Source organism: Eisenbergiella porci (genome assembly GCF_009696275.1).
In the GTDB taxonomy this organism is placed as follows: Bacteria; Bacillota; Clostridia; order Lachnospirales; family Lachnospiraceae; genus Eisenbergiella; species Eisenbergiella porci.
The window spans coordinates 94,659-118,401 of sequence record NZ_VUMI01000011.1; the positions used below are offsets into that span (position 1 = coordinate 94,659).

The window sequence follows — 23,743 nt, forward strand, 5'->3', positions numbered from 1 at the left end:
ACTCATTCCATGGCGGAAGAAAAAAGAAACCTAGAAACAATCCCTGCAGGCTCTCTTGGTATTATCACTCTGGCCGGCTGCCAGACGCTGGGAGAACAGGTAGACCATTACCTGGTTAATTGGCGTCAGGAAAGAGAAAGCGAGCACAAAAACAGCCTTGCTTTTTCCGGCTATCAGCGCGATTCCTACATCCTGAAAAGCAAAGTGCCGCGTTTCGGCACCGGTGAAGGAAAGGGTGTCATTCTGGAGTCCGTGCGCGGTATGGACCTTTATCTTCTTGTGGATGTGGTTAACTACAGTCTGACCTATTCTTTATGCGGGCATGAAAATCATATGTCCCCTGATGATCATTTCCAGGATCTGAAAAGAATCATCTCCGCCGTAGGCGGCAAAGCCAGAAGAATCAATGTAATTATGCCCTTCCTCTATGAAAGCAGGCAGCACAAGCGCTCCAGCCGTGAATCCCTGGACTGCGCCATTGCACTGCAGGAGCTGGTAAAAATGGGCGTGGACAACATCATCACCTTTGACGCACACGATCCGAGGGTACAGAATGCCATCCCCCTGCACGGCTTTGAAACCGTACAGCCTGCATACCAGTTCATTAAGAACCTGCTGCGCGATCAGAAGGATCTGCAGATTGATTCCGATCATATGATGGTAATCAGCCCCGATGAAGGCGGTATGGGACGCGCAATCTATATTGCCAACGTACTCGGCCTGGATATGGGTATGTTCTACAAGCGCAGGGACTATACGCGCGTTGTAAACGGCCGCAATCCTATTGTTGCCCACGAATTCCTGGGTTCCGACGTGGACAGCAAGGATGTGATCGTGATTGACGATATGATTTCTTCCGGTGAAAGCGTTCTGGAAGTGGCAGCCGCCCTGAAGAAAAGAAAAGCCCGCAAGATTTTCATCTGCTCTACCTTCGGTCTTTTCACCAACGGCCTGGAAGGCTTCGATAAAGCCTATGAGGACGGAAACATCGACCGTGTCCTGACCACCAACCTTATTTACCAGACACCCGAGCTGCTGGAACGGGAATGGTATATCAACTGCAATATGAGCAAATATGTCGCCTACTTAATCGACACGCTGAATCACGATACCTCCATCAGCGATTTGCTGGATCCCAATGAAAAGATTCAGAAGCTGCTTGCAAAATATCGTGCAAATCAGCTGTAATATGTATTTTTATAACTGGCCGATTTCATAATAAAACAGACCCGCATGCTTCTGCAGTGTGCGGGCCTGTTTTTGTTTGTTTCGTAATCAGGGTTCCTTCCGGAGAGTTTTCTTTCCGGGTTCTCTTTCAGGTTCTTCTTTCAGGGTTTTCCTTATCAGAAAATTAATTACACTTTATGAAAGTAATCTGCTATAATAGCTTTATGCGTAATGGCTGAACTAAATTATGGGTATCATTAAGCTGAGAAAGAAAGCGGGCGGGGCGCCTCGCAAAAGCTGGTTAAGCTGGAACTGGCGCACGAGCCAAACGACGAATTCATAAACTATCTTGACGAAATTCTTGGGGAACTTCTGACCGGAAACGGCCCTTATGATCTTCCTTTGGTTAAAGACGGCGATTACCGACTGGATTTGGGTACGTCTATGGGGACAGCATTCTTTCCCGTTATGGAGAAATTCTCCGCACCGGCCTGCAGGAGGACGAGATCTGCGGCAGGGTTACCGCCGATAATTTTGTGCTCCTTCTCCATTACAGTGATAAAGAAGAGGTCGCCTCGAGACAGCGACGGGCGGACAAGCAGATTACCGAATATATGAACAGTTCTCCTTCCAGCCAGTCCATTGCCACAAACTGCGGTGGCTCCTCCATATGCTTTATTGTTCCTCAAAAATAAGTCAAAAGGCAAAAAAATGGTTCAGCCCTTGACATTCCTATTTTTCCTGCTATACTAAAAAAGCCGTAAATCCTTATAAACAAAGCCTTTTCAAACAATGTTTCAAGGATTCATGGCTAATAACCAGTCAGTTCGAGACCTTCCTGACATCAGTGTGCAAATAAATTTGCACGCTGTCGCAGGGCTCGTCGGATTTTCGCTCATGCAAGCATGACGAAAGTTTTCCCCACAGCCTGCGCAAAAACAAAACTAAAGGAGAACAGAATAATGCAAAAGAAGAACATTCACTTCCTGACCCAGGCGGCAATGATTGCCGCTCTCTACGTTGTGCTTACCTTTATAGCCAACGCCTTCGGCCTTGCCAACTATGCAGTGCAGGTCCGCTTTTCAGAGGCACTTACCATTCTGCCGATTTTCACCACAGCGGGTATTCCCGGCTTATTTATTGGCTGTATTATCAGCAACGTGCTCACAGGCTGCGCCCTGCCGGATATCATTTTCGGTTCCATTGCCACACTCATCGGCGCGTTTGGCACTTATAAGCTGAAATCCAACCGTTTCCTGGCTGTGCTCCCTCCCATTATTGCCAACGCTGTTATTGTACCTCTGGTACTGAAATACGCTTACGGAATCGAACCTCTATGGTTCTCATTCGTAACTGTTACAGCCGGCGAGATAATTTCCTGTGGGGTGTTTGGCCTCATACTTGCCGCGGTGCTGAATAAATATAAAACGCAGATTTTCGGCACAGTATAATAAGGGAATGCAGTATCGGCGGCTTATGTCAGCTATATTCCAAAAGCTATAAACAAAGGGACTATAACCCCGAAGGCACTGCCGATTGAACACACTTCTCGCTCAGCTTTGTGTGTCGCGGCAGCGCCTTTGTCTTACATTCATTTTATAGATTTCTGCTGCAGATCCCTATTCCAGGAACTTTCGTATTTCGCTGACTATTTCCTCCGCCTTAAAATGATGGATATAATGGCCGCAGGGAAGCTCGATCAGCTCTGCCTGCAGCTTCTGAGCGCATTCCCGCTGAAGCTCCACCCAGAAATCAGCCACTTCCTTCCCATCGGAGCAAAACAGTAAAAAAGGGACCTCCGGCAATCCGCTTTTTCCAACCAAGGCAGCATTTTCATACACAATATCCGTTTCCGCCGCTATGCACCTGTTCATGAAATTCCGTTTTGCCAGCAGCTTTGCCTGCGCGTATTCTTCTTCCGTCAGTCCATCGTCAGCCGCTAACGAGAAAAGCGGCAGCCTGTGCAATCCGAACATCGCTGCCAGCCTCAGCAGACCGATCCCCTTCCCTGCATTTTCCGCTTTTTCGTATGCCTCCGGAAATGCCATATCCAACCCGATAATCGCCTTGATCTCCTGCGGATACTTCCGCGCCCAGTATATGGCTTCCAGTCCGGACATGGAATGCGGCAAAAGCACATAAGGCCCTCTTTCCCCCGCAAGGATCAGCGCCCGGCGCGTTTCCTCCAGCATGACATCCAGCCTTCGGTTTTTTGCCGAGATTTCCGAATATCCATATCCGGCCTTTTCCACCACAACACATCTGTAATAAGGAGAAAGCCGTCTGTACAAAGGCCTGAAATCATAGACCGGCGCAATCGTCCCTCCGCCGGATAAAAATACACATGTCTCCTTCGTCCGCACGCCTTCCCCATATACATGCATTTTATGGCCGTTCACCTCAACTATTTTCCCGGGAGGTGTCAAATGTCTTTCCTCTTGCCGGGCAAGCGCTTTATTCACCGCTGCTGCCGCTGCCATGCCCCCTGTTATACATCCCGCAATACCGGCCGCCCCTGAAATTAGTTTTTTCACCTTCATCTCTTCTCCTTCTCTTTTACCCATTTACCATTTCATTCCGACCGGATGCACAAGCTTACCCGGCCATGCCCTTCCTCCGTGTTTGACAGCCGCACGCTTCCCCCATGAAGCCTGGCCGTCTCCTGGGCAAAAGCAAGGCCAATGCCCATATGTCCGTTCTGGGGACGGCTCTCCGCCTCTGTGTACATTGGCTCCAGGCCATGCCGCAGCGCCTTTTGGGTAAATCCCGGTCCTTCGTCAGTGACCAGTATTTCCAGCCAGGGCGCCGTCCATATAAACTGCAGGTATATTTGCCCGCCCCGGGGCGTATGCTCCGCCGCGTTGCGGACAATGTTCAGCACGGCTCTTTTTATATCCTGCCAAACCGCCTCCAGCTCCGGCAGCTCTGTCTTATCCCCCTTCACAGTAAGCCCATATACCCTGCAAAGCTCCTCAGTCTCCCGGAGCAGTTCTGCCTGTACATGCTCCCCGGACATTGCTGTCTTCCTCGCTGCGCCCTCTGCCGGACTGCGGGCAATTTTTTTCAGCCGTTCCAGGTATTCCCCCGCCGCCGCCGTATTTTTCAGAACAGCATCCACGTATTCCCGCTGCTCCTCTGTCAGCTCAGTCTCCGCCAAAAGCTGGGTGTTCCCGTCAATCACTGTCAAAGGTGTTTTCAAATCATGGATCAGGGCGCTTGTCTGGGCGATTCTGCTGTGTTCCATTTTCCACTGCTCCTGCAGAGACTGGCGCAGCGCCGCCTGCAGCTGTTCCATGGCCCTCATCACCTCGTTATATTCCCGGATCCCCGGATTCCCAAGCGGACGCTCCAGTTCTCCTCTGGCCAGGTTGACCGCAGCCTCCTGCAGCACCCTCAGCCTGGCCTTAATCACCTTTACATAATGAAATGTAAGCAGTACCAGGGAGCCGATAAAAAACGCGCCCCAGAAAGTCATATAAAGCCCTTCAAAGCCTGGTATCCGTTTTCTCCATGCTGGATCGGCAAGCTGCATATGGAAGGTATACTGCAGTACCGCCTCTTTCTCCCCATTTTTGACCGAAATATGAAACCGGCCGGCTGCGTTTTTTCCGTTTTCCCGATAGTTCCCGGCAGCACGCAGCGCTTTGCCGTTCAGGTCACTATCCACAAGACTCCCCTTTTCCCATATCACATATCCACATAAATCCGGCACCAGCTCCTTTGTTATCCCCTCCTGTTCCATCCGCGCCGCGGCCTCCTGAGCCATACGCTCCCCGGCGTTGGCGGCGTACAGCGCACCGGAACCCAGCAGCAGGCTCATCCCCGCCCAGAAGCCAAGGAAAGCAGCGCCTGCCGCCAGGATGCACAGAATCATGTATTTTACAAGAATCCAAATTAAGCTTATGCTTTTTCGCTGTTCCATCGGTATCCCATTCCCCAGACCGTTTCTATCGGTGCGCTGCCGCAGGAGGCCAGCTTCCCGCGCAGGTTCTTAATATGCTCCGTCACCGACGCCTCCCCGGAATCGCTATCAAATCCGAAGACCTCCTCCAATAGCTGCTCCCGCGTGTATACCAGCCCCGGATGCCTGGCCAGCGTCTCGCAGAGCAAATATTCGCTTCTGGTCAGACTCAGCTCCCGTTCCCCGGCATATACCTTTTTCGCCTGCAGGTCAAAGCGCAGTCCACCGGAAACAAACCGGTAAGAAGGCACCCGGCGTTCCCGGCGCAGATGCGCCTCCACCCTTGCCCGGAGCTGTAAAATACTGAAGGGCTTGGTCAGATAATCATCCCCGCCCGCACCCAGCCCGTTCAGCACATCCTCATCCTCTCCCCTGGCCGTAAGAAACAGAATCGGACAGTCTGTAAATGCGCGTATCCGCCCGCAGGCAGCCACGCCGTCCTCTCCCGGCATCATTACGTCCAGCAAAATCAGATCCGCCGCTTTGCACAGCTTCTCATCCAGCTCCTGCGTATCAGGCAGCGCCGTTACAGAATGCCCATCCTTTTCCAGGGCTCTTTTTAATAAACGGCAGATATCCTCCGAATCATCCACCACAATTATTCTTGCCATCGCTTTTCACTCCTGCTGCCATTAGAAAATCTGCATCACCCAGGATATCCCGTACAGTACATATACATGGGCCGGATAAAACCAGTAAAACAGCTTTTTGTTCCCTCTTCCCCGCTTTCCATTATACAGATACATCGGTATGGCGGCAAAACCGCTCATCCATCCATACATCTGCGTAAAAAGCATCCGGAATTCCGCTCCCGGAGTAAGCAGGAAGGGCGCCAGCCCCTCCAGCAGCAGCGCCGCCGCAAAAAAGGCGGCAGCCTGCAGAGCCCTGTTTTTCCTCAATCCATAAAGAAGAAGGCCTTCCAGGATAAAATATGTTCCGCCATCCATAATTGCCGTGTGCATGGGGAGGACCGTATAGTGCAGAATCAGCACCACAGGCGTGGAAGCGGGAACCTGATATATAAGCCCCATTCCAAGCACCGGCCACAACAACGGCAGCAATACCGCGCACAGCCCCTTCAGCCATTGTTTTTGTCTGCACCATTCAATCCCCTGCAGGATGACCAGCAGAATGGAAAAGGTGGCCAGCATCTGATTCTGCGGCACAAACCCATCCGGCCGTCTCACAAAGCTGAGAAATACATATTGCAGCGCTCCCATGCCCACGGCAATGGCATAAATCCGCAGAAAATATTTTTTCCGGTTCCGCGTATGCGCAAAGCCTTCCAGCAGACAGAACAAAAACAGCGGTGCCGACACCCTGCCCAGCATGGAAAACCATTCCGGAACCTTTCCCGTAAACTCAAAAAAATAGTGTATATGGTCAAATACCATCAATACCAATGCCAGCCACTTCAGCTGAAAATCCGTGAGACCCTTCCATTGCTTTCTTTTTTCCATCATACCTGCCTCCTGAATCCGGGGAATGCAAACTCTCCGTCATACATTCCCCTTATTTTTTCAATTCAAAGGATAGCAGGAAATTCTAAGGATTTTATAAGGAAGAATCCTCTTCTTTATAATTTTCCCCCTGGTTATCTTCTTTCGTCCTTTCTTTCTTCAATCTTCTGAAATAATCTGCAACGGCATAGTACACCGGTATTGCCAGAAATACCAGCCATCCCGGATGCCACAGCCCCTTGAAGATGCCAAGGAGCAGAAAAATAAGGAAGGTCAGCAAAGGAAAGGCAAACCTCATCATATCCCTTTTCCGGAAAGCTTCCAGACAGGTATGCCACAGAGGAATCGTAAGGAGGATTACCCAGGCCAGATGCCACGCCCCGGTAAGGACGCCAATAACGATAAAGGCTGCAATTACCAGAACCGCAAAGGGGAACTCCGGCCTGGCCAGCTCCCAGAGATATCTGCCGTCATATTTTTCACCATTGACATAGACACCGTTGGAATCCACGTGCACTTCATCCTCCGTATCCACCACATGGATCCCCTTCCAGCCCACATGCACCTCGCTGTCCTTATCCTTACAGTGGATTCCGTCCAGGCCGATATGTACATATTCCGGTGTGTTCCACCGTCCATCCGATGCAGTCCCCGCAGCGTCTCCCGAAAAAGGGCCGCCATCCCCGGCCGGTACCGGCGATGCTTCCTCCTCCTTCTCCGGCATTTCCTCATTTTCCGGCATGGGGATCTCATCCTCCGTCCGCAGCAGCTCATCCATGGAAATTCCGTAAATCCGTGAAAGCAGAATCAGGTTATCCGTATCCGGCGATGCTTCAGCTCTTTCCCATTTACTTACCGCCTGACGGCTGATGCCCAGCTTTTCCGCCAGCGCCTCCTGAGACAGACTGTTCTGTTTCCTTAAATTTACAAGCCTGTTGGCGATCTCAATATTCATAACATAACCTCCTGCTGTGTTAAAATTTATCGTTTCCGTTGGCTTGCATTATAAGGGATTTAGCCAAAGTTGCACTACCAATTCTGCTTTTCATCACCGCAACTATCGGTTGCATTGCCCGGAAACAGCCATTTTATGCGTACTCCCGGAATATACTTGCAGCCGGCTTCCCGCAGGGCAGTCTGTTCCGTACACCCTTAATCTTAAGAAAATAATCTAAAGAAAAAAGTGCACGGACCGGGCCGCCCGCAGGCGCCGGCTGTTATTTTTTCACATAGGATATAAAGTGGCAGCCATTTTCCGTAAACCAGTCTGCCGCATCGTTCATGCCCATTTTGTATACCTTATCCGTCTCCGGATTCATCAGCACCACATTCTTTTCATTGAAACCGATAATCAGCACTGCATTGCCGTCGCCCAGCATGGCCAGTACGGGAATCTCTCTGTCCGGATAATAAAGCACGCTGTCCAGTGTGCAGCCGGACAGATCCAGCACCTGCACATTCTCCAGGTTTTCCTGAAGCACCTCCTGCACCGTCTTGCCCTGGGTAAGCATATATTCCGAGTTTCTCATAATTCCTTCATATGCCAGAATCGTATCCAGACAGACTGCCAGGCTGTTTTTGTCCTCCGTTACCGGCGAAGCTTCAATGGCCATAATCTGGTTCTTGGTATTGATTTTGTCCTTCCGCCATACATAAGCGCCGCTTTCCCCGGTCACTGTGCCGCTGATTTCATAGGCAAGGCTGATGGCTTCTCCCGCAGTGGAAAGGATGGCCACCTCCCCGTCAGGCCCATATACATAATAGCTTTCCATAGGCTGCTCCGCCTGCGGCAGCTGAATTTCCCTGCTGCCCTCGTACAGAACCTCCTTAGGCGTAAGCCGCTTCAGCTTCTTGCTGTCAGGAGCCGATTTCATCTGTATTTCGGTTATGGTTTCACAATCATCCACCGGAATGGTGATAACCTTATTGCTCTTGACTACCTCTGCCGCCCCGCTCACAATCTGATCATTGGGCGCGGCCGCATAATTACCTTCCCCATCTTTCTCCACACGGCTCAGATTAATTTGATTTCCGTTAATACTGCAGTCCGTGGTATAGAAGCCGTCTTTTTCATAGGTTTTCAGCACTTTTCCGTTCTCATCCTGTATTCTCACCTGGAACATGGGAAAAATCATGGTTCCCGTATCATCAAGAATCACGTCCGACTGCCTCGCCACGCCATATATCACATCCTCACCCATAAAGCCAAGAGGCATGATATAATTGCCGCTTCCCGCTTCTATCTTCATCTGCTCCCCGCTGTTTAAGTTCATCAGGGTCAGGCTGCTGCTGGCATATTTTTTCCCCTCATTCTGCCACACAATCATACGGTTGCTGTCCGATACCTGGTAGGTATCCCCGCTCATATTCTCCGCGATCACATCCACCGTCTGCCGATCCAGATTCACACAGTTAATCTGGTTATTCATCAGCAGATACAATTCGTTCTTACCGTTGATATAGGCCAGGCGTTCCAGCTCCGCCTCAAAGATTTCCGGGGATTTGGTGCTGGGGATAAATGCCAGCTCCTCCACCGTGTTCAGGGAATTATTGTACAGATAGATTTCCGCTCCGGTATAACCTTCCCTGCGGCCCCGGCTGATATAGCCGTATACCATAAAAAATACATTTCCCGCTTCATCCACCTGAAGGATTTTAAAATCATGTCCGCTGTAGAAGGTTCTTTCATCCCTTCCCTCAGAATCGTAAAAGGAAAAAAGCTTGGAAAGCCTGTTGTCCGTCACATTCACGCTGTAAAGCACGCCGGCCTGGGCAAACGCAAGTATTTTGCCCCCGTCGCTCTCCATCATTTCCACATGCGGATCCGTAATGCCCAGCACGATCTTATCTCCCACAAAGGCAGAATTATCCTCCGCAAAAATTTCACTCATCTGCCGTTCATAATCCAGCAGATACATCCGGTCCGTTCCCTGGCGGACACGGTAAACCTCTTCCACGGAGGCGTAGGTTTCCCTGCCCTGCCGGATGTAGTTTACCAGATATTCCACCGTAATGGATGCGGTCTCCTCCGAAATCTCCCGGATGGTGAAAACCGGCTCCGTTATCTGCTCCACCTCCAGCCCGGCCCAGCCAATCTGGGATGCGGTGTTGTTTATCGTTACCCGGCTGAGCGTAGTATTATCGGCGTCGCTTTTCGGCTCCAGATTCTTGCCAAACTCGCCCGGCCATCCGTCACTGAAGGTAGCCGCATTAAAATTCCTCACAAATTCCAGCTTTTCCTCCACGCCGTAGCCGTCCGCCTGAATAATCCGCATATAATAACGGACGCACCTGCCATCCTCCAGATTCACGAGAAAGGTCAGCCCGTATTCTGTTTTTTCCTCAATGAGATCCTTCAGGACGATATCCGCCGTCAGCGTATCCCCCAACGTCCGGTAATTGGTGATTTCCGTATTTTCCACCAGACGGCTGCCGTCCACGCTGCGCACCTCAAAGGCGAGGGATTCCACGGACTGCCCGTACTTTTTTACGCTGAAGGACAGCCTTCTGTCCGACTCAATGGGCATAATGCTTTCCTTCATATACTGTTCATCCATAGCGTTTAAAAAGCCGCGCATCATATTCACATGCTGCTCTCCCACGTTTACATAGACAAGAGGCAGCTCCGGCAGCTTCATTTCCGCCGTCATATCCGTATTCCCTCTGTTCAGAAACAGGCTGCTGACAATCAGCACCACGATAAATGTCGCCGCAAACACGCAGCCCTTAATAATTGTTTTCTTCATTCCGCTTCCTTTACTGCTTCAAAAGTTCCTGCAGGCAGGTATGTACGTGCAGGAAGTCCGTCATTTCCTGTATGCCGGTATCCGCCGGCTTTGTCCCCTTCCTTTTCACCGCCCTGATAAGAATATTCTTCGGCGTATGCTCCATATCAATGAACTCCAGCAGATGCGTGTCATAGCCTGCCTCCTCCAGCAGGTTTCCGCGCAGCGCGTCCGTCAGAAGGGCCGACATCCGTTCTTTTACCAGTCCGTATTTGAGGGCGGGCTTAAGAATATCACATGCGATCTGCCTGTTCATCTCATGCTGACAGCAGGGAACGGACAGGATAACCTCCGCATTCCAGCACACGGCCTTATACAAAGCATAATCCGTAGCCGTATCACAGGCATGCAGCGTGACCACCATATCCACCTTTTCTTCCCCGGAATAATCCGCAATATCACCCTGCAAAAATTCCAGGCCTTCATACCCGTATTTATCCGCCAGCTCCTGACAATGCCGGATGACCTCCTTTTTCAAATCCAGCCCCGTAACGCGGATATCCAGGCCGCAAAGCTCATGCAGATAATAATACATGACAAAGGTCAGATAGCTTTTGCCGCAGCCGAAATCTATGATGCGCACACATCTGTCTTTAGGAAGTATAGGCATAATATCCGCAATAAATTCCAGAAATCTGTTAATCTGCCTGAATTTATCATAACGGCTCTTCACAATCCTGCCGTCCTGAGTCTGCACACCCAGATCCACAAGAAAAGGAACCGGCTTTCCTTCCTCCAGAATATATTTTTTTGCTCTGTTATGGGAAAGGGAAAGCTCCTTCGCTTTTTCCCCTCCGCTTTTTTTCTTTTTTATTGTTATTTTCCCTTTCTTACTGACAAGGGCCACCGCCTGGAAATCCATGGTTTCCACATCAAGCTGCCGGAAGCTGTCTTCCATGGCCTTTCCCATTTCTTCCATGGCTTCGGCAGCGCTTACATTGTGGTGAAATACCTGGTTTCCCCGGTAACTCTCCATCTGAAAGCACAGCTCGTCCTTTATCATGACAGGCCGCAGCTTCAGCCTGACAGCTCCATCCTTTTTTCTGGGGCCTCCCGCCGTTATCTGATACAGCCTTTCATTCAGGCTCTCTTGCAAAAGCTTGTATAATTCTTCCATAACAATACCTGCTGTTTCTCCGTATTTTCCGCCAACATCCGCAGTGGCTTCACTCCGGCTGCGCCGCCGGCCTGCCCTGATACCACAGCAGGCCCGGTGCGCGGCGCCGTCAAAAGTCTGAATCTATTTTAATTCCTTTGTCTGAAATGCACAACTAGAATTTATAAAATCCCTTATTTCCCCCAAAAACCGAAAAACCGCCATAGGATGCGCTCCTGATCCGGTTTCCTCTTCCGTGTCTTCTGCGGAATATTTCGTAAAAAAGGAGGGCCTGAATCAGATCTCTTCTATGATTCCATTCCTCTTCCCTGTGGGAAGTGATTTGCATCTGCTGCGGCCCCGGGATGACAGCCGCCGTTTCAGATACTGCCGCGGCCTCCTCCGGCGCAGCTTCCTCTCCGTCCGGCACACGTGCCTGGATTTCCTCTCCGTCCTTTTTTCTTGCGGAAGCTCCGGCGGCAAGCTCTCTTTCCACCGCCGCCCGGCCCTCATCAGCCTGCTCCTCTTCCCTTCTTATCTTGTTATAAATATCCTCTCCCAGACGGTAAAGCGCCATCCGGTCAGGATATTCATCATAAATCATGCTGCCGTTGTAATCCATGGTATCCAGGATATCACTGATTTTTTTCTGATAACGCTGGGCATCCTGGGGATAGAGCTGAAGAAAATATTCCAGATCACGAATTGCATCGTCCTCTTCCTCCCAGTACATGGGCATGGGATAGGTCATATAAAAAGGAAGGGGGCTCCCCGGTGCGCCGCAGTTTCCATAAGGGCAGCCATAATTCATATTCGCTCCCCCGTTCCTCCACTCCTCCGGAGTTCCCTCCATATTGTACTCTCTGTAACTTCGCTGTTTTCCTCTGTAACCGGGCATTCTCCGTCCTTCGCTTTCTTCGCGGTAGGGTTCTTCCGGAAATCGGCCCGGGAATTTTCTGATATCGTCCATTCCATTTTCCTTTCCGGACACTCCGCCCCTGAAGCCCGGTATCTTATCTCATTGATATTCGGCGCGGCAGGCTGCGCCGCAAGACGGAATATGAATGAGATAAGACACCGGCTCAGACGCTTCACATCCAATCAGCCTTTATCTTATGTTATGCGCCCTGAAAGGAAAGGGTTTATGCCATTTTTTTCTTTTCTGTAATTCTGTCTGCCGCCTGCCCTGCTCTTGCGGCCTCTTCCTTCGTGCAGCCGCCGCAGTATCTGGCCTTTTCATACAGCCCAAGCAGCTCCTGAGCCGCCTTCAGGTTTTCTGTTTCGGTAAAGCAGCCGGCCTCCAGGATTTCCCTGGCTGTCTGCGTGTGGATCCTGCCGTCCGTCATGCTTTCTTCCTCTTTTTTCCATGAACCCCGGCCGCAGCGTCCTGTCTCCGGCGCCGGCAAAAGCCCCAGCTTCTTAACGGTTTTAACAAAAATCTTCCTGATCTTCTCCTCCGGGCTTCTGGCCAGGAGAGGGAGAGCTTTTTCCCTGTCCCGTTTTCTTTTGTCCCGTTCCAGGGATTCCCGGATTTCCGTCGTCCTGCCTTCCTCCACCTCCACCGCATTCCCCTTTTCATAGAAACGCCGGATTGCGGCAAGGACCAGCTTATATACCAGGAAACAAAGCAGCGCCGCCACTGCTGCCGCCATCAGATATTCCGTGATTTTAATCAACAGTTCCAGCCAGGCTGGCTGGGCTGCCGCCTCGCCAACACCCATATCCATTTGCCGCTGCTGTACAATCTCCGTCACAGGCTCCTGCTCCTTGCCGGAAAAAAGCTGCAGTAAAAAGCTGGCAGCTATGGCAATGGCCCTGGCAATATAATAGCCGAGCTTTTTTACCAGATCCATCATTCCCTGCACCAGCCGGTTATTCGTGCCCGCACCCAGGATTATCACCGTGAACAGACCGAAAAGCCCCGCCATTGTCCCGCCTCTTACGAGCATTTTCTTCACCGGGATATGGGCATTGCTACTGCGGTTAAACTGTACGAACCGATCCAGATGCTCCAGATAGGAGTATACAAAAAAGAGAAAGGTATACAGCAGCGCTGTATTAATAATCCGGCCGCAGCCGGCCTCCATCCCCATATAGGCGCATAGCAGGAAAGAAGCGCCGGCACCGATTCCCGCAGCCACCGCCCCCAGCTGTCCTTCCCCGATTCTCTGCTTTGAAATCCGGAGCATAAAGGAAAGCATCAGATAAATCGACACAAAACCCCCGAAGCAGACCCTCTGCGCCGTGCCCTGTCCCAGCAGAAGTACCGCCCCCGCAGCAACAGCGCCATGCAGCGCCACAAAGCTCATAAAATGGGCCGCCTTCGCCCGGATCAGCAAAAACAGAAACGGAACTGCCATAAGCAGGATCTGCCGGAACAGACCGGGAGCGCCGAACTGCCCGTTTTCAGCCTCCAATATCTTTTCCATATCGGGAAATGAAACAAATATTACCGTCTCCAGGCAGAAAATCACAAGGAAATTCATCAAAACCTCAAGACACATCATGCAGCGATCAATCCATTTATTTTCCATTCAGCATTTTCTCCGCATTCAGCCTGATAAAATGCAGTTCGGCGTCCTCCACCAGGCCCTCCATCCTTGGAAACAACGGGCACATCCAGCTAAAATCCGCGCCGCTTCCTGCAAAATGCCGTATAAGTTCCTGGAACGCCGCACTCCGATCCACCGAAAGGAACAGTGTGGCAATATCCTTTCCCTCTTCCTCCAGCTCCCGTTCAAACACCTCGCCGAACGGGTATACTTCCTTCTCCAAATCCAGCCTGGCAAAAGCCCGGTTAATGCTTTCCATATGCCCCGGCGCCGCGCTTGGCTGCATTTTCATGGGTTCCCCGGTCAGCACATCCCTGCCGTTGGCATATACCGCCACGCGGATTCCCTGCCCCAGCAGCTCTCCTGCAAACCGGACCGCAATGGAAACACACAGCTCCACCAGCCTGTCGTTTTTCAGGATGCCGGAATCCTCCAGATTCAGGAAAATACGCACCGCCCGCAGGGAGGTGAAATTACGCATATTCACCATCAGCTCTCCCATCCGGGCCGTGGCCTTCCAGTTGATGGTTTTCATTTCATCAAAAGCCGCATATTCCCTGATTCCCCGGTATTCAAAAGGATCCTCCAGCATGTGTCTCTTTGCCAGGATTTCCCCGTTCAGCTTCTGCAGCGCCGTATCCAGCTCCACCCCCGCCGCAGGTCTTGGGTAAACATACAGCGTGGTGTCCGCCTCCGTCTCCGCAATCATCTCTCTTGTCAGGAACAGATCCGCCGCCACCAGATCCAGCCCCCGGATACGGTAATAGCCCCTGGCTCCGCAGAGGAAGGGTATTTTCCTCGTCACACGCTGTCTCGGCCCCAATGACAGAATATCGTTCCTGTAATATTTATCGGTGACCGCGCCGTCCCCTTCGTCGGAAAACCGCAGGTTCCTGGAAACCTGGAATTTTACCTTCAGCATGGGAAGGGGAAGGAGCTTCCGGTTTTCCACCCGCTCCAGCAGAAGGCATTCCTCCCCCTCCACCGCACTCTCCCTGGAAAAAAGCAACTCCGCGGACAAGCCCTTTTCCCAATAGTGGCTGTATATCCACGCCTGTGCCGCAAACAGCAGCACAGCGCCCAGTCCAATCCAAATAATCAGCATAATTTCTCCCCTGAAGCCGCCGCCGTATCCAGCTATCCTGCAAAAAACGGCTGAAAACGGCAACCTGCAAGCTATCTCCTGCTAAAATCCTCCACCGGCACCGGCACGCTTTTCAGAATTTCTTCCATCAGCTTCACCGCTTCCTCCTGCCGGCTCCTTCCGAAGGAAAACACCAGCCTGTGGGCCAATACCGCAGGAGCCAGCTTTTTCACATCATCAGGGGTCACATAATCCCTTCCCTCCATACAGGCCAGCGCCTTGCAGCACCGCATCAGGGCCAGTGTTCCTCTGGGGCTTACTCCCATTACCACCTTTTCCTGCTTTCTGGTGGCAAGGACAATATCCGCCAGATAACCGTTTATCAGCGGATGCACATATGTTTTCTCCGCCTGTCTCTTTACCGCAATCAGCTCTTCGCATGTCATGACGGCGTTAAGCTCCAGGAGAGGATCCTTTTCCCGGTAGGTTTCCAGAATCCGGATTTCCTCTTCCCTGTCCGGCAGCCCCATGGAAAGTTTCATCATAAAACGGTCCGTCTGTGCCTCAGGAAGAGGGAAGGTTCCCGCAGTTTCCACCGGGTTCTGTGTGGCGATTACAAAAAAAGGCTCAGCCAGCTTCCGTGTCTCTCCGTCCACCGTCACCTGGCGCTCCTCCATACATTCCAGCAGTCCGGCCTGAGTCCTGGGCGTGGCCCTGTTGATTTCATCCGCCAGCAGGATATTGGTGAACACCGGCCCTTCCTTCCATTCAAACTGTTCCGTTTCCCTGCTGTAAATATGCATACCCGTGATATCCGCAGGCAGCATATCCGGCGTGAACTGGATTCTGCCGAAATCCACGCCCAGTGAGGCTGACAGGGCCTTTGCCAGCTTCGTCTTCCCTGTCCCCGGCACATCCTCAAGAAGCACATGCCCGTCCGCCAGCAGTCCGGCCAGCAGTTTTTCCAGCACATCCTTCTTTCCGATAATTACCTTTCCCACATTTTCCAATACCTTGTTAATATCTTCATGCATCGTCTTTCCTCCCGCCCCGGAACATTATGGCTGCAAACGGCCGCAGTACCGTAAACAGCAGTCCTGTTCCATGTAAACTGTTATGCAATGTACGCCGCCGGGAATACTTAAGAAAAAGCAGGCATATCCTTAAAGATTACACCTGCTTTCTCCTCCCTTTTATTTTAAAACGTTAATACGTGCCATGGCTCTGTCCAATGCAGTTTCCGCCCTTGCCAGATCCGTATTCGGTTCATGGCGCCTGATGCGTTCCTCTGCCCTTTCCAACGCTGCCTTTGCACGGTTTGCATCAATTTCCTCAGGCCATTCCACCACTTCAGCAAGCACGGTCACCTGTGTCTGCAGTATTTCCACAAATCCCGCATGCAGCGCCGCTTCTCTTTTGCCCTCATCCGTAGTAATGGTGAGAATGCCCGGTTTAATCATAACGGTCATGGGAATATGGCCCTTATAGATACCAATTGCCCCTTCCGTTGTATTGAACTCCACCATAGACACCGGCCCTTCATAAAAAACCCGTTCCGGCGTGATGATTTTCAATGTAAAATTCCTGTCCTCTGCCATAAATGCACCTCTATTTCACACGGGCAAGCACATCGTCAATGCTTCCCGCGTTGAGGAAGTAGCTCTCCGGAATATCGTCATGCTCACCTTCCAGAATCTCGCGGAAGCTGCGGATGGTTTCGGAAATCGGAACATACTTTCCTTCCATTCCTGTAAACTGCCCTGCAACGAAGAAGGGCTGGGAAAGGAATCTCTGTACCTTTCTCGCACGGGATACCACCAGCTTATCCTCCTCGGAAAGCTCATCCATACCCAGGATAGCAATGATATCCTGCAGCTCGTTATAACGCTGCAGCAGCTCCTGCACACCTCTGGCCACACGATAATGCTCCTCCCCTACAATTCTGGGATCCAGAATTCTGGAGGTGGACTCCAGCGGGTCAACCGCCGGATAAATACCCAGCTCTACGATGGAACGGGAAAGTACCGTTGTCGCATCCAGATGGGCGAAGGTTGTGGCCGGAGCGGGGTCCGTAAGGTCATCGGCAGGCACGTATACCGCCTGAACGGAAGTAATGGAACCGTTCTTGGTGGATGTGATACGCTCCTGCAGGGCGCCCATTTCCGTCTGCAGCGTGGGCTGATAGCCTACTGCAGAGGGCATACGTCCCAGAAGCGCGGACACCTCGGAACCTGCCTGGGTAAATCTGAAAATATTGTCAATGAACAGAAGCACGTCCTTACCGCCCTTGTCACGGAAATATTCCGCCATGGTCAGGCCGGAAAGTCCGACTCTCATTCTCGCTCCCGGAGGCTCGTTCATCTGACCGAATACCATGGTGGTCTTATCGATAACCCCGGATTCTTTCATTTCATAATAAAGGTCATTTCCTTCTCTCGTACGTTCGCCTACGCCGGTGAACACGGAATATCCGCCGTGCTCTGTGGCGATATTACGGATCAGCTCCTGGATCAGGACCGTCTTTCCTACGCCCGCGCCGCCGAACAGGCCGATCTTGCCGCCCTTCTGATAAGGACAGAGCAGATCGACTACCTTAATGCCTGTTTCCAGCAGCTCCGTTTCCGTTGACTGCTCCTCAAAATCCGGCGCCGGTCTGTGAATGGGCTCATAATCCACTCCGGTGGGTGCCGGAAGGTTATCTATCGGCTCTCCCAGGACGTTAAACATACGTCCCAGCGTTTTCTCCCCTACCGGGACACAGATGGGGGCGCCTGTGGCGATAACGTCCATTCCCCTCACCAGTCCGTCCGTGGAACCCATGGCAACACAGCGCACAATATCGTCACCCAGATGCTGGGCAACCTCTGCAACCAGCGTGCCGCCGCTTCTGGTAGGAATTTTCAGCGCTTCATTGATATCCGGCAGGCAGTTCTGTTCAAATTTCACGTCCAGAACCGCGCCGATTACCTGCGTGATTTTTCCGTTTTTATTCTCTGCCATTGTTGTTTCCTTTCCTGTTTCGTAAATACCCGCAGGCAGTTAACTGCCTGCAGCCAGTCACTGCGCCCGCAGCCATAAGCAGCTTACAGGCAATGATTAGCTGATCGCAGACAATCATTAACTGATTGCCTGGGCGCCTGCAATAATCTCCGTCAGCTCCTGCGTAATGGAGCCCTGACGCGCCCTGTTGTACAGCAGCGTCAGCTCCTCAATGATATCCTCCGCATTGCTCGTTGCGGAATCCATAGCCTGCATTCTCGCGCCGTTCTCACTGGCGGAAGCCTCCAGAAGGCCTCCGTAAATCATACTGGTAATATATTTGGGTATCAGCAGATCCAGCGCATCCACCTCTTCCATTTCAAAATTCATGGGCGCTGTGGGTCCCTGCTGTTCTTCCGGCGTTTCCGCCTCAGAGCCCGAAAGGCTCCCGCGGCAGTACTTTTCTCCGGCGAAGTCATCCGTACATACGGGGAGCAGCTTCACCAGAACCGGAATGTGCACCACTGTATTTTTGAAAATTGTATAGGCCAGGTAGATTTCTCCAATCTCACCCTTTTCAAAAGCCTCAAGAACACGCCTTCCGATATGCATGGCATCATGGTAGGAAGGTTCCTCCATCACCTCCGAATAATCGGCGGCGATATGGTAGCCGTTTCTTTCCAGCGTATCCCTGCCCTTCTTACCCACAGCATAGATTTCCAGGTCCTCCTTGGAAAAGTCCCCTTTGGTAATCAGCTTGGTAATATTGGAATTGTAGCCGCCGGCCAGCCCCCTGTTGGAGGTAATGACGATTACCCCTTTCTTACTGCCGGCTCCGCCGTCCAGATACGGGTGGCTGATGTTCTCCGACATGCTCAGAATGGAACGGACCGTCTGGTACATGGTGTCAAAATAAGGCTTGGATTCCTCGGCTTTTGTCTTGGCCTTCTGCAGCTTGACGGTAGAGACCAGCTTCATGGCTTTCGTAATCTGCTGGGTACTTTGGATACTCCCCTTCCGCCTTTTTATATCTCTCATGGAAGCCATACAAATTCACCTGTTCTTTCTACCTGAATTGTGCCTTGCATTCCTCAATGGCCTTAATCAGCGTTTTTTCCGTCTCCTCGGAAATTACCTTTTCCTCACGGATTGCCGCCGGAACCTCCGGATACTTCACGTTCAGGAATTCAAACAGCTCGCTCTCAAATCTTGTAATATCGGTTACCGGAATATCCAGCAGATATTTGTTGGTAGCGGCATAAATGATAATAACCTGGTACTCTACAGCCATCGGCTTATACTGAGGCTGCTTCAGAACTTCCTTAATACGTTCGCCCTGTGCAAGCTTCTCCTTGGTATCCGCATCCAGATCGGATCCAAACTGTGAGAAAGCCGCCAGCTCCCTGTACTGCGCCAGCTCCACACGGATGGGAGCGGCAATTTTCTTCATGGCCTTAATCTGCGCTGCACCGCCTACACGGGAAACGCTCAGGCCCGCATTAACAGCAGGACGGAAGCCCGCATTGAACATTTCCGTCTCCAGATAAATCTGGCCGTCGGTAATGGAAATAACGTTGGTAGGGATATAAGCGGAAACATCGCCTGCCTGCGTTTCAATAATCGGAAGCGCAGTCAGGGAACCGCCGCCGTACTCCTCGCTCATTCTCGCCGCACGCTCCAACAGTCTGGAATGCAGATAGAATACGTCACCGGGATATGCCTCACGTCCCGGCGGCCTCTTAAGAAGCAACGACAGGGTACGGTAAGCCGCCGCATGCTTGGTCAGGTCATCATAAACCACCAGCACGTCGCCGCCGTTCTCCATCCACTCCTCGCCGATTGCACAGCCGGAATAAGGCGCAATATACTGCAGCGGTGCCAGCTCACTTGCGGTGGATGCGACCACCGTGGTATAAGCCATGGCGCCGAATTCTTCCAGGGTCTTTACTATCGTTGCAACCGTAGATGCCTTCTGGCCGATTGCCACATAGATACATTTAACATTCTGCCCCTTCTGATTGATAATGGTATCAATTGCTATGGCAGTCTTTCCGGTCTGCCTGTCGCCTATGATCAGCTCACGCTGCCCTCTTCCGATGGGCACCATGGAGTCAATCGCCTTAATACCTGTCTGCAGGGGAGTATCTACAGATTTTCTTGTAATTACGCCGGACGCAACCCTTTCAATCTTGCGGTATTTGTCCGTCTGGATAGGCCCTTTGCCGTCGATCGGCTGTCCAAGGGCATTGACTACACGTCCTGTCATCGCATCGCCTACAGGAACCTCAACCACCCTGCCGGTGGTCTTTACGATATCGCCTTCGCGGATATTTCTCTGGCTGCCCAGAAGAACGGCACCCACATTATCCTCTTCCAGGTTCAGTACCATTCCGTACACTTCACCGGGAAATTCCAAAAGCTCGCCCTGCATTGCGTTTTCAAGTCCGTGGATACGCGCGATACCGTCCGCAACCTGGATGACCGTACCAACTTCCGCCACTTCCAGCTTGGAGGAGTATCGCTCTATCTGTTCTTTTATAACCGAGCTAATCTCTTCTGGTCTTAAATTCATGGACTTTCAACCTTCCTCATTTTCTTGTTGTTACGAAAGCTGTACCTTCATCAGCTGCCTCTGCAGCCCTTCCAGCTTTGTACGGATGCTTGAATCCACCACCCTGTCGCCAATCCGGATAACAAGCCCGCCAATCAGCTCCTCATCCAGGCTGAAATGCAGCTCCATTTTATCGAACTGCGTGGTCTCAAGCAGGCGCTTCTCAATCTTGGACTTCTGCGCCCCGGTCAGCTCCACCGCACTTGTGACAAAAGCCACCCCTATCCTGTGATAGGCCTTATATCTGTCCGTATAGTAAGTAAAAATATCTTCTGCAGCGCCGTAACGGCCCTTGTGAATCAGCACCTCCAGAAAACCGTACATGGTATCCGAAAGCTTCCCTTCAAAAACCTTCTGAAGGACCTCCAGCTTCTCGTCCCTGCCGATGTCCGGATGGTTCATCAGCCTGGAAAAGCCGGGATTTTCTTCCAGTATTCCGCGGAGGGCATCGATCTCCTCCATAAGGCTGTCCACAATTCCCTTTTCCAGCCCCAGGCTAAACAGCGCTTCTCCGTAAGTTTCCGAAACTAGCTTAGCCATGTGCTATCACCTATTTCCTTCAGAGTCTCATCAATCAGGCCATCCTGTGCGGATGCATCGATTGTGGTGCCGATTACCTTGCCCGCAAGTACGGAAGCGAGGGAAACCATTTCCTTTTTCACCTCGTCCGCAACCTTCTTCTTCTCAAGCTCCGCCTCAATCTTGGCTCTCGCCACGATTCTGGCCGCTTCATCCCTGGCCTCCGTAATAATACGGGTTTCGTTGGCCATGGCTTTCTTTCTGGTTGCACTCAGGATATCATCGGCTTCCTTATTGATATTTGCCAGCTTGTCCTCATACTTCTTTTTCAAAGCGGCAGCTTCTTCCTGGCTGACTCTTGCTTCTTCCAGTTCATTCCGGATTTTGTCCTGTCTCTTCTTTAAGAACTCCCTTGCGGGATTAAACAGGAAATAGGACAGGGCCAGGAACAGAACGAATACTGCAATAATGGAAAGCACTGCGTCCGCCAGCAGCTGGAAATCCAGGTCAAACAGGCGGGGTGTCATTCCGTCAGCAGTCAAAAGCGCTGCCATCGCTAATTTTGTCGTCAAGATGCAAGCCTCCTTTCATTCTTTTTTCCGGTCGGGGCCGCACCTTAAATCAGCGGTTTAACGAACATGAGCAGCATGGCAACAAGAAGGCCGTACAGACCTGTTGTCTCGGCAACTGCCTGTCCAAGAAGCATGGTGGATGTGATATCGGATTTTGCGCCGGGGTTGCGTCCTACCGCTGCTGCAGCATGTCCTGCGGCAATACCCTGTCCTACACCAGGTCCGATACCTGCAATAACCGCAAGACCTGCACCGATTGCTGAACATCCCAAAATAAAGCTTTCATTGAACTCCATAATTTCCTCCATTCCTCCGCCTCCCGGCGGGTAAAAATAATTTCTTTTTTATGAACAATTGCGCCGGCTTGCCGGGCGCTGTTGTTTCCATGTTTAGTCATCACCGATGGCATCCGATATATATGTCATCGTAAGCATACAGAACACATAGGTCTGTATTGCGCCTGAGAAAAGGTCAAAATACACATGCAGCGCCGCTGGCCAGATCACCGCAAACCACTTCAGCAGCCCGTACACAAGCGCCATCATAACGGTGCCTGAAAGCACGTTGGCAAACAAACGCAGCGACAATGAGATAGGCACTGCCACATCACCGATAATATTAATCGGCGCCCAGATAGGCCATGGCTCACATAGTCCTTTTAATACGCCTGACAGCTTCTGGTGCTTCAGTTTGTTGTAATGGATCAGCGTAAACGTAAGCAGACCCAGGGGAAGCGTCACACCGTAGTCCGCCGTGGGCGGCCTCAGGCCGAACAGTCCGGAAATATTGCTTATCAGAATAAAAATAAATATCGTTCCGATATAGTTCGCAAACTTCACGGCATTCTTTCCCATTACATTGTGAATCATGCCGTCCAGCTTCTCGACAATCATCTCCACAACATTCTGGAAGCCTCCGGGCACTTCTGAGGCATGCTTCATCGCACGGTTGGCGGCAATGGCAAACCCGATAATCACAAGCATAACGATCAGCAGGCATACGTGTGTCGTTGTAATCCACACCTCGTGTCCGAAGAAATTATAGGAAAAGATTCCATGTATCATGAAATCCACTCCCGAATCCGCGGACATCAGAATTCCAGTATTCATCCTAGGTTCACCTCCTTCTTTTCTTCATTTTCAGATCCCGTATGTGCGCCGCCGCACATACTCAAATCAGGCGGGGACGAAAGCAGGGAAGCATCAGCCTGCCCCTCCGTATCCGGATGCCGCCGCTTATGGATAAAGGGCTGCATGTAAGCCGCCGCCTTAAGTCCCATAATTCCCAGGAAAGCGGCCAGCGGATTGGCGGCACCGGTCAGCATTACCACCGCAAATACCGCAACTATCACGGCATACCTGATGAAGGCATGCTTTCTGATAAAGCCCTGGGCGGCGCCCTCCCGGTCCAGGCCGCGGTCAAGGGACCACCACATATGAAAGGCCGCAGCTGACGCAAGGATCACTCCGATCCACAGGCCGAGGCTGTAGCCTCCCTTATCCTTTATAAACCATATGGGAATTAACTGACAGGCAGCCCCCCATATCAGGATGCCTGTCCACAGTTCCAGAACTGTCTCATTTACTTTTTCCAGAAGATTTCTCATCACGGCAACCTTTACTCTTGTCCCTGGTTAATTTCTGTGCCAATACATATATGTTCCTGAAACCGGCAAGGGCTCCGATAAAGAACAGTATGACCATAAAAAAAGAAGTGCCAAGCTTTTTATCTAAAAACATGCCTGCAAAGGAGCATAAAAAGATCGGAACAAGCATATAGATACCGAACTGCGTAATCAGCGTTAAATATCTGAAAACATTTTTATCCAGTTTCATCGGCTTCCCTTTCCCCGTCTGTTATCCTGCGGGACATCGCACATTTGAGAACTGCCTGCCCCGGCCATAACGGGTACAATTAATTTTCAGGCTTACCCTAAAACGCTCATTTATGATTATAC

At 51.3% G+C, this 23,743-nt stretch carries 23 protein-coding genes and 1 pseudogene; 3 read left to right on the forward strand and 21 right to left on the reverse strand.

Translation table 11 applies throughout. From position 1 onward, the window contains the following. The first annotated feature begins 9 nt into the window (after window positions 1-9). The 3 genes and pseudogenes from FYJ45_RS08900 to FYJ45_RS08910 all read left to right on the forward strand — a co-directional run bounded on the left by FYJ45_RS08900 (window position 10) and on the right by FYJ45_RS08910 (window position 2,618). Window positions 10-1,188, forward strand: coding sequence for a ribose-phosphate pyrophosphokinase (locus tag FYJ45_RS08900; protein ID WP_154464323.1), 1,179 nt, complete (start codon window positions 10-12; stop codon window positions 1,186-1,188). A 422-nt stretch (window positions 1,189-1,610) separates the two neighbouring features. Next, window positions 1,611-1,862 (forward strand): annotated as a pseudogene (locus FYJ45_RS32635) (diguanylate cyclase domain-containing protein); the annotation flags it as partial. Between the two features lie 267 nt (window positions 1,863-2,129). Beyond that, window positions 2,130-2,618 (forward strand): QueT transporter family protein, encoded by a 489-nt coding sequence (locus FYJ45_RS08910; protein WP_154464324.1) that lies wholly within the window; start codon window positions 2,130-2,132, stop codon window positions 2,616-2,618. A 168-nt stretch (window positions 2,619-2,786) separates the two neighbouring features. Here the strand turns inward: FYJ45_RS08910 and FYJ45_RS08915 are convergent, their stop codons facing one another. From FYJ45_RS08915 to FYJ45_RS09015, 21 genes are all read right to left on the reverse strand, one after another. Then, the gene (locus FYJ45_RS08915; RefSeq protein WP_154464325.1) at window positions 2,787-3,731 is read right to left on the reverse strand and encodes an alpha/beta fold hydrolase; all 945 of its coding nucleotides are present in this window, start codon (window positions 3,729-3,731) and stop codon (window positions 2,787-2,789) included. A gap of 8 nt (window positions 3,732-3,739) precedes the next feature. Next, a complete protein-coding gene (locus FYJ45_RS08920; RefSeq protein ID WP_154464326.1) occupies window positions 3,740-5,089 on the reverse strand; it encodes a sensor histidine kinase in 1,350 nt (449 codons plus the stop codon). Next, on the reverse strand, window positions 5,068-5,739 hold the full coding sequence (locus tag FYJ45_RS08925) for a response regulator transcription factor (RefSeq protein ID WP_154464327.1): 672 nt from the start codon (window positions 5,737-5,739) through the stop codon (window positions 5,068-5,070). The genes FYJ45_RS08920 and FYJ45_RS08925 overlap by 22 nt, the downstream gene beginning before the upstream one ends. A 21-nt stretch (window positions 5,740-5,760) precedes the next feature. After that, window positions 5,761-6,591 (reverse strand): TraX family protein, encoded by an 831-nt coding sequence (locus FYJ45_RS08930; RefSeq protein WP_154464328.1) that lies wholly within the window; start codon window positions 6,589-6,591, stop codon window positions 5,761-5,763. Between the two features lie 91 nt (window positions 6,592-6,682). Next, window positions 6,683-7,543 carry a helix-turn-helix domain-containing protein gene (locus tag FYJ45_RS08935; protein ID WP_154464329.1) on the reverse strand — a complete coding sequence of 287 codons (861 nt, stop codon included), beginning with the start codon at window positions 7,541-7,543 and terminating at the stop codon, window positions 6,683-6,685. Window positions 7,544-7,805: 262 nt separating this feature from the next. Next, window positions 7,806-10,334, reverse strand: coding sequence for a hypothetical protein (locus FYJ45_RS08940; protein ID WP_154464330.1), 2,529 nt, complete (start codon window positions 10,332-10,334; stop codon window positions 7,806-7,808). 10 nt (window positions 10,335-10,344) lie between these two features. After that, a complete protein-coding gene (locus tag FYJ45_RS08945) occupies window positions 10,345-11,490 on the reverse strand; it encodes a class I SAM-dependent methyltransferase (protein WP_154464331.1) in 1,146 nt (381 codons plus the stop codon). A 154-nt stretch (window positions 11,491-11,644) separates the two neighbouring features. After that, window positions 11,645-12,439: a hypothetical protein gene (locus FYJ45_RS08950; RefSeq protein ID WP_154464332.1), complete on the reverse strand. Its 795-nt coding sequence runs from the start codon at window positions 12,437-12,439 to the stop codon at window positions 11,645-11,647. Window positions 12,440-12,611: 172 nt separating this feature from the next. Continuing rightward, the gene (locus tag FYJ45_RS08955; protein WP_154464333.1) at window positions 12,612-14,003 is read right to left on the reverse strand and encodes a hypothetical protein; all 1,392 of its coding nucleotides are present in this window, start codon (window positions 14,001-14,003) and stop codon (window positions 12,612-12,614) included. Continuing rightward, a complete protein-coding gene (locus FYJ45_RS08960; protein WP_154464334.1) occupies window positions 13,993-15,126 on the reverse strand; it encodes a DUF58 domain-containing protein in 1,134 nt (377 codons plus the stop codon). Before FYJ45_RS08960 ends, FYJ45_RS08955 begins: the two co-directional genes overlap by 11 nt. 71 nt (window positions 15,127-15,197) lie before the next feature. Further along, window positions 15,198-16,139, reverse strand: coding sequence for an AAA family ATPase (locus tag FYJ45_RS08965; protein ID WP_154464335.1), 942 nt, complete (start codon window positions 16,137-16,139; stop codon window positions 15,198-15,200). Between the two features lie 159 nt (window positions 16,140-16,298). Beyond that, the gene (gene atpC, locus FYJ45_RS08970) at window positions 16,299-16,703 is read right to left on the reverse strand and encodes an ATP synthase F1 subunit epsilon (RefSeq protein ID WP_021634382.1); all 405 of its coding nucleotides are present in this window, start codon (window positions 16,701-16,703) and stop codon (window positions 16,299-16,301) included. A gap of 10 nt (window positions 16,704-16,713) precedes the next feature. After that, window positions 16,714-18,105 carry a F0F1 ATP synthase subunit beta gene (gene atpD, locus FYJ45_RS08975; protein ID WP_021634381.1) on the reverse strand — a complete coding sequence of 464 codons (1,392 nt, stop codon included), beginning with the start codon at window positions 18,103-18,105 and terminating at the stop codon, window positions 16,714-16,716. A gap of 117 nt (window positions 18,106-18,222) precedes the next feature. Then, window positions 18,223-19,131: an ATP synthase F1 subunit gamma gene (atpG, locus tag FYJ45_RS08980; RefSeq protein WP_154464336.1), complete on the reverse strand. Its 909-nt coding sequence runs from the start codon at window positions 19,129-19,131 to the stop codon at window positions 18,223-18,225. 19 nt (window positions 19,132-19,150) lie between these two features. Further along, the gene (atpA, locus tag FYJ45_RS08985; RefSeq protein ID WP_021634378.1) at window positions 19,151-20,656 is read right to left on the reverse strand and encodes a F0F1 ATP synthase subunit alpha; all 1,506 of its coding nucleotides are present in this window, start codon (window positions 20,654-20,656) and stop codon (window positions 19,151-19,153) included. Between the two features lie 30 nt (window positions 20,657-20,686). Then, window positions 20,687-21,235, reverse strand: coding sequence for an ATP synthase F1 subunit delta (gene atpH, locus FYJ45_RS08990; protein ID WP_021634377.1), 549 nt, complete (start codon window positions 21,233-21,235; stop codon window positions 20,687-20,689). Further along, complete coding sequence (gene atpF, locus FYJ45_RS08995; RefSeq protein WP_081745178.1) at window positions 21,223-21,786, reverse strand: F0F1 ATP synthase subunit B; 564 nt, start codon at window positions 21,784-21,786, stop codon at window positions 21,223-21,225. The genes atpH and atpF overlap by 13 nt, the downstream gene beginning before the upstream one ends. A 44-nt stretch (window positions 21,787-21,830) precedes the next feature. Beyond that, entirely contained in the window at window positions 21,831-22,082 is a 252-nt protein-coding gene (gene atpE / locus FYJ45_RS09000) for an ATP synthase F0 subunit C (protein ID WP_009251917.1), read from the reverse strand. Window positions 22,083-22,175: 93 nt separating this feature from the next. Next, the gene (atpB, locus tag FYJ45_RS09005; protein WP_021634374.1) at window positions 22,176-22,895 is read right to left on the reverse strand and encodes a F0F1 ATP synthase subunit A; all 720 of its coding nucleotides are present in this window, start codon (window positions 22,893-22,895) and stop codon (window positions 22,176-22,178) included. Next, on the reverse strand, window positions 22,892-23,392 hold the full coding sequence (locus FYJ45_RS09010) for an ATP synthase subunit I (RefSeq protein ID WP_021634373.1): 501 nt from the start codon (window positions 23,390-23,392) through the stop codon (window positions 22,892-22,894). Before FYJ45_RS09010 ends, atpB begins: the two co-directional genes overlap by 4 nt. Beyond that, window positions 23,364-23,621: an AtpZ/AtpI family protein gene (locus FYJ45_RS09015; protein ID WP_021634372.1), complete on the reverse strand. Its 258-nt coding sequence runs from the start codon at window positions 23,619-23,621 to the stop codon at window positions 23,364-23,366. Before FYJ45_RS09015 ends, FYJ45_RS09010 begins: the two co-directional genes overlap by 29 nt. Window positions 23,622-23,743: the final 122 nt, after the last annotated feature.

Excerpts from the sequence above, each read along its gene's own strand:
- FYJ45_RS08900 (WP_154464323.1), top strand. The coding sequence starts at position 10 with ATGGCGGAAGAAAAAAGAAACCTAGAAACAATCCCTGCAGGCTCTCTT.
- FYJ45_RS08910 (WP_154464324.1), top strand. The coding sequence starts at position 2,130 with ATGCAAAAGAAGAACATTCACTTCCTGACCCAGGCGGCAATGATTGCC.
- FYJ45_RS08915 (WP_154464325.1), bottom strand. The coding sequence starts at position 3,731 with ATGGGTAAAAGAGAAGGAGAAGAGATGAAGGTGAAAAAACTAATTTCA.
- FYJ45_RS08920 (WP_154464326.1), bottom strand. The coding sequence starts at position 5,089 with ATGGAACAGCGAAAAAGCATAAGCTTAATTTGGATTCTTGTAAAATAC.
- FYJ45_RS08925 (WP_154464327.1), bottom strand. The coding sequence starts at position 5,739 with ATGGCAAGAATAATTGTGGTGGATGATTCGGAGGATATCTGCCGTTTA.
- FYJ45_RS08930 (WP_154464328.1), bottom strand. The coding sequence starts at position 6,591 with ATGATGGAAAAAAGAAAGCAATGGAAGGGTCTCACGGATTTTCAGCTG.
- FYJ45_RS08935 (WP_154464329.1), bottom strand. The coding sequence starts at position 7,543 with ATGAATATTGAGATCGCCAACAGGCTTGTAAATTTAAGGAAACAGAAC.
- FYJ45_RS08940 (WP_154464330.1), bottom strand. The coding sequence starts at position 10,334 with ATGAAGAAAACAATTATTAAGGGCTGCGTGTTTGCGGCGACATTTATC.
- FYJ45_RS08945 (WP_154464331.1), bottom strand. The coding sequence starts at position 11,490 with ATGGAAGAATTATACAAGCTTTTGCAAGAGAGCCTGAATGAAAGGCTG.
- FYJ45_RS08950 (WP_154464332.1), bottom strand. The coding sequence starts at position 12,439 with ATGGACGATATCAGAAAATTCCCGGGCCGATTTCCGGAAGAACCCTAC.
- FYJ45_RS08955 (WP_154464333.1), bottom strand. The coding sequence starts at position 14,003 with ATGGAAAATAAATGGATTGATCGCTGCATGATGTGTCTTGAGGTTTTG.
- FYJ45_RS08960 (WP_154464334.1), bottom strand. The coding sequence starts at position 15,126 with ATGCTGATTATTTGGATTGGACTGGGCGCTGTGCTGCTGTTTGCGGCA.
- FYJ45_RS08965 (WP_154464335.1), bottom strand. The coding sequence starts at position 16,139 with ATGCATGAAGATATTAACAAGGTATTGGAAAATGTGGGAAAGGTAATT.
- atpC (WP_021634382.1), bottom strand. The coding sequence starts at position 16,703 with ATGGCAGAGGACAGGAATTTTACATTGAAAATCATCACGCCGGAACGG.
- atpD (WP_021634381.1), bottom strand. The coding sequence starts at position 18,105 with ATGGCAGAGAATAAAAACGGAAAAATCACGCAGGTAATCGGCGCGGTT.
- atpG (WP_154464336.1), bottom strand. The coding sequence starts at position 19,131 with ATGGCTTCCATGAGAGATATAAAAAGGCGGAAGGGGAGTATCCAAAGT.
- atpA (WP_021634378.1), bottom strand. The coding sequence starts at position 20,656 with ATGAATTTAAGACCAGAAGAGATTAGCTCGGTTATAAAAGAACAGATA.
- atpH (WP_021634377.1), bottom strand. The coding sequence starts at position 21,235 with ATGGCTAAGCTAGTTTCGGAAACTTACGGAGAAGCGCTGTTTAGCCTG.
- atpE (WP_009251917.1), bottom strand. The coding sequence starts at position 22,082 with ATGGAGTTCAATGAAAGCTTTATTTTGGGATGTTCAGCAATCGGTGCA.
- atpB (WP_021634374.1), bottom strand. The coding sequence starts at position 22,895 with ATGAATACTGGAATTCTGATGTCCGCGGATTCGGGAGTGGATTTCATG.
- FYJ45_RS09010 (WP_021634373.1), bottom strand. The coding sequence starts at position 23,392 with ATGAGAAATCTTCTGGAAAAAGTAAATGAGACAGTTCTGGAACTGTGG.
- FYJ45_RS09015 (WP_021634372.1), bottom strand. The coding sequence starts at position 23,621 with ATGAAACTGGATAAAAATGTTTTCAGATATTTAACGCTGATTACGCAG.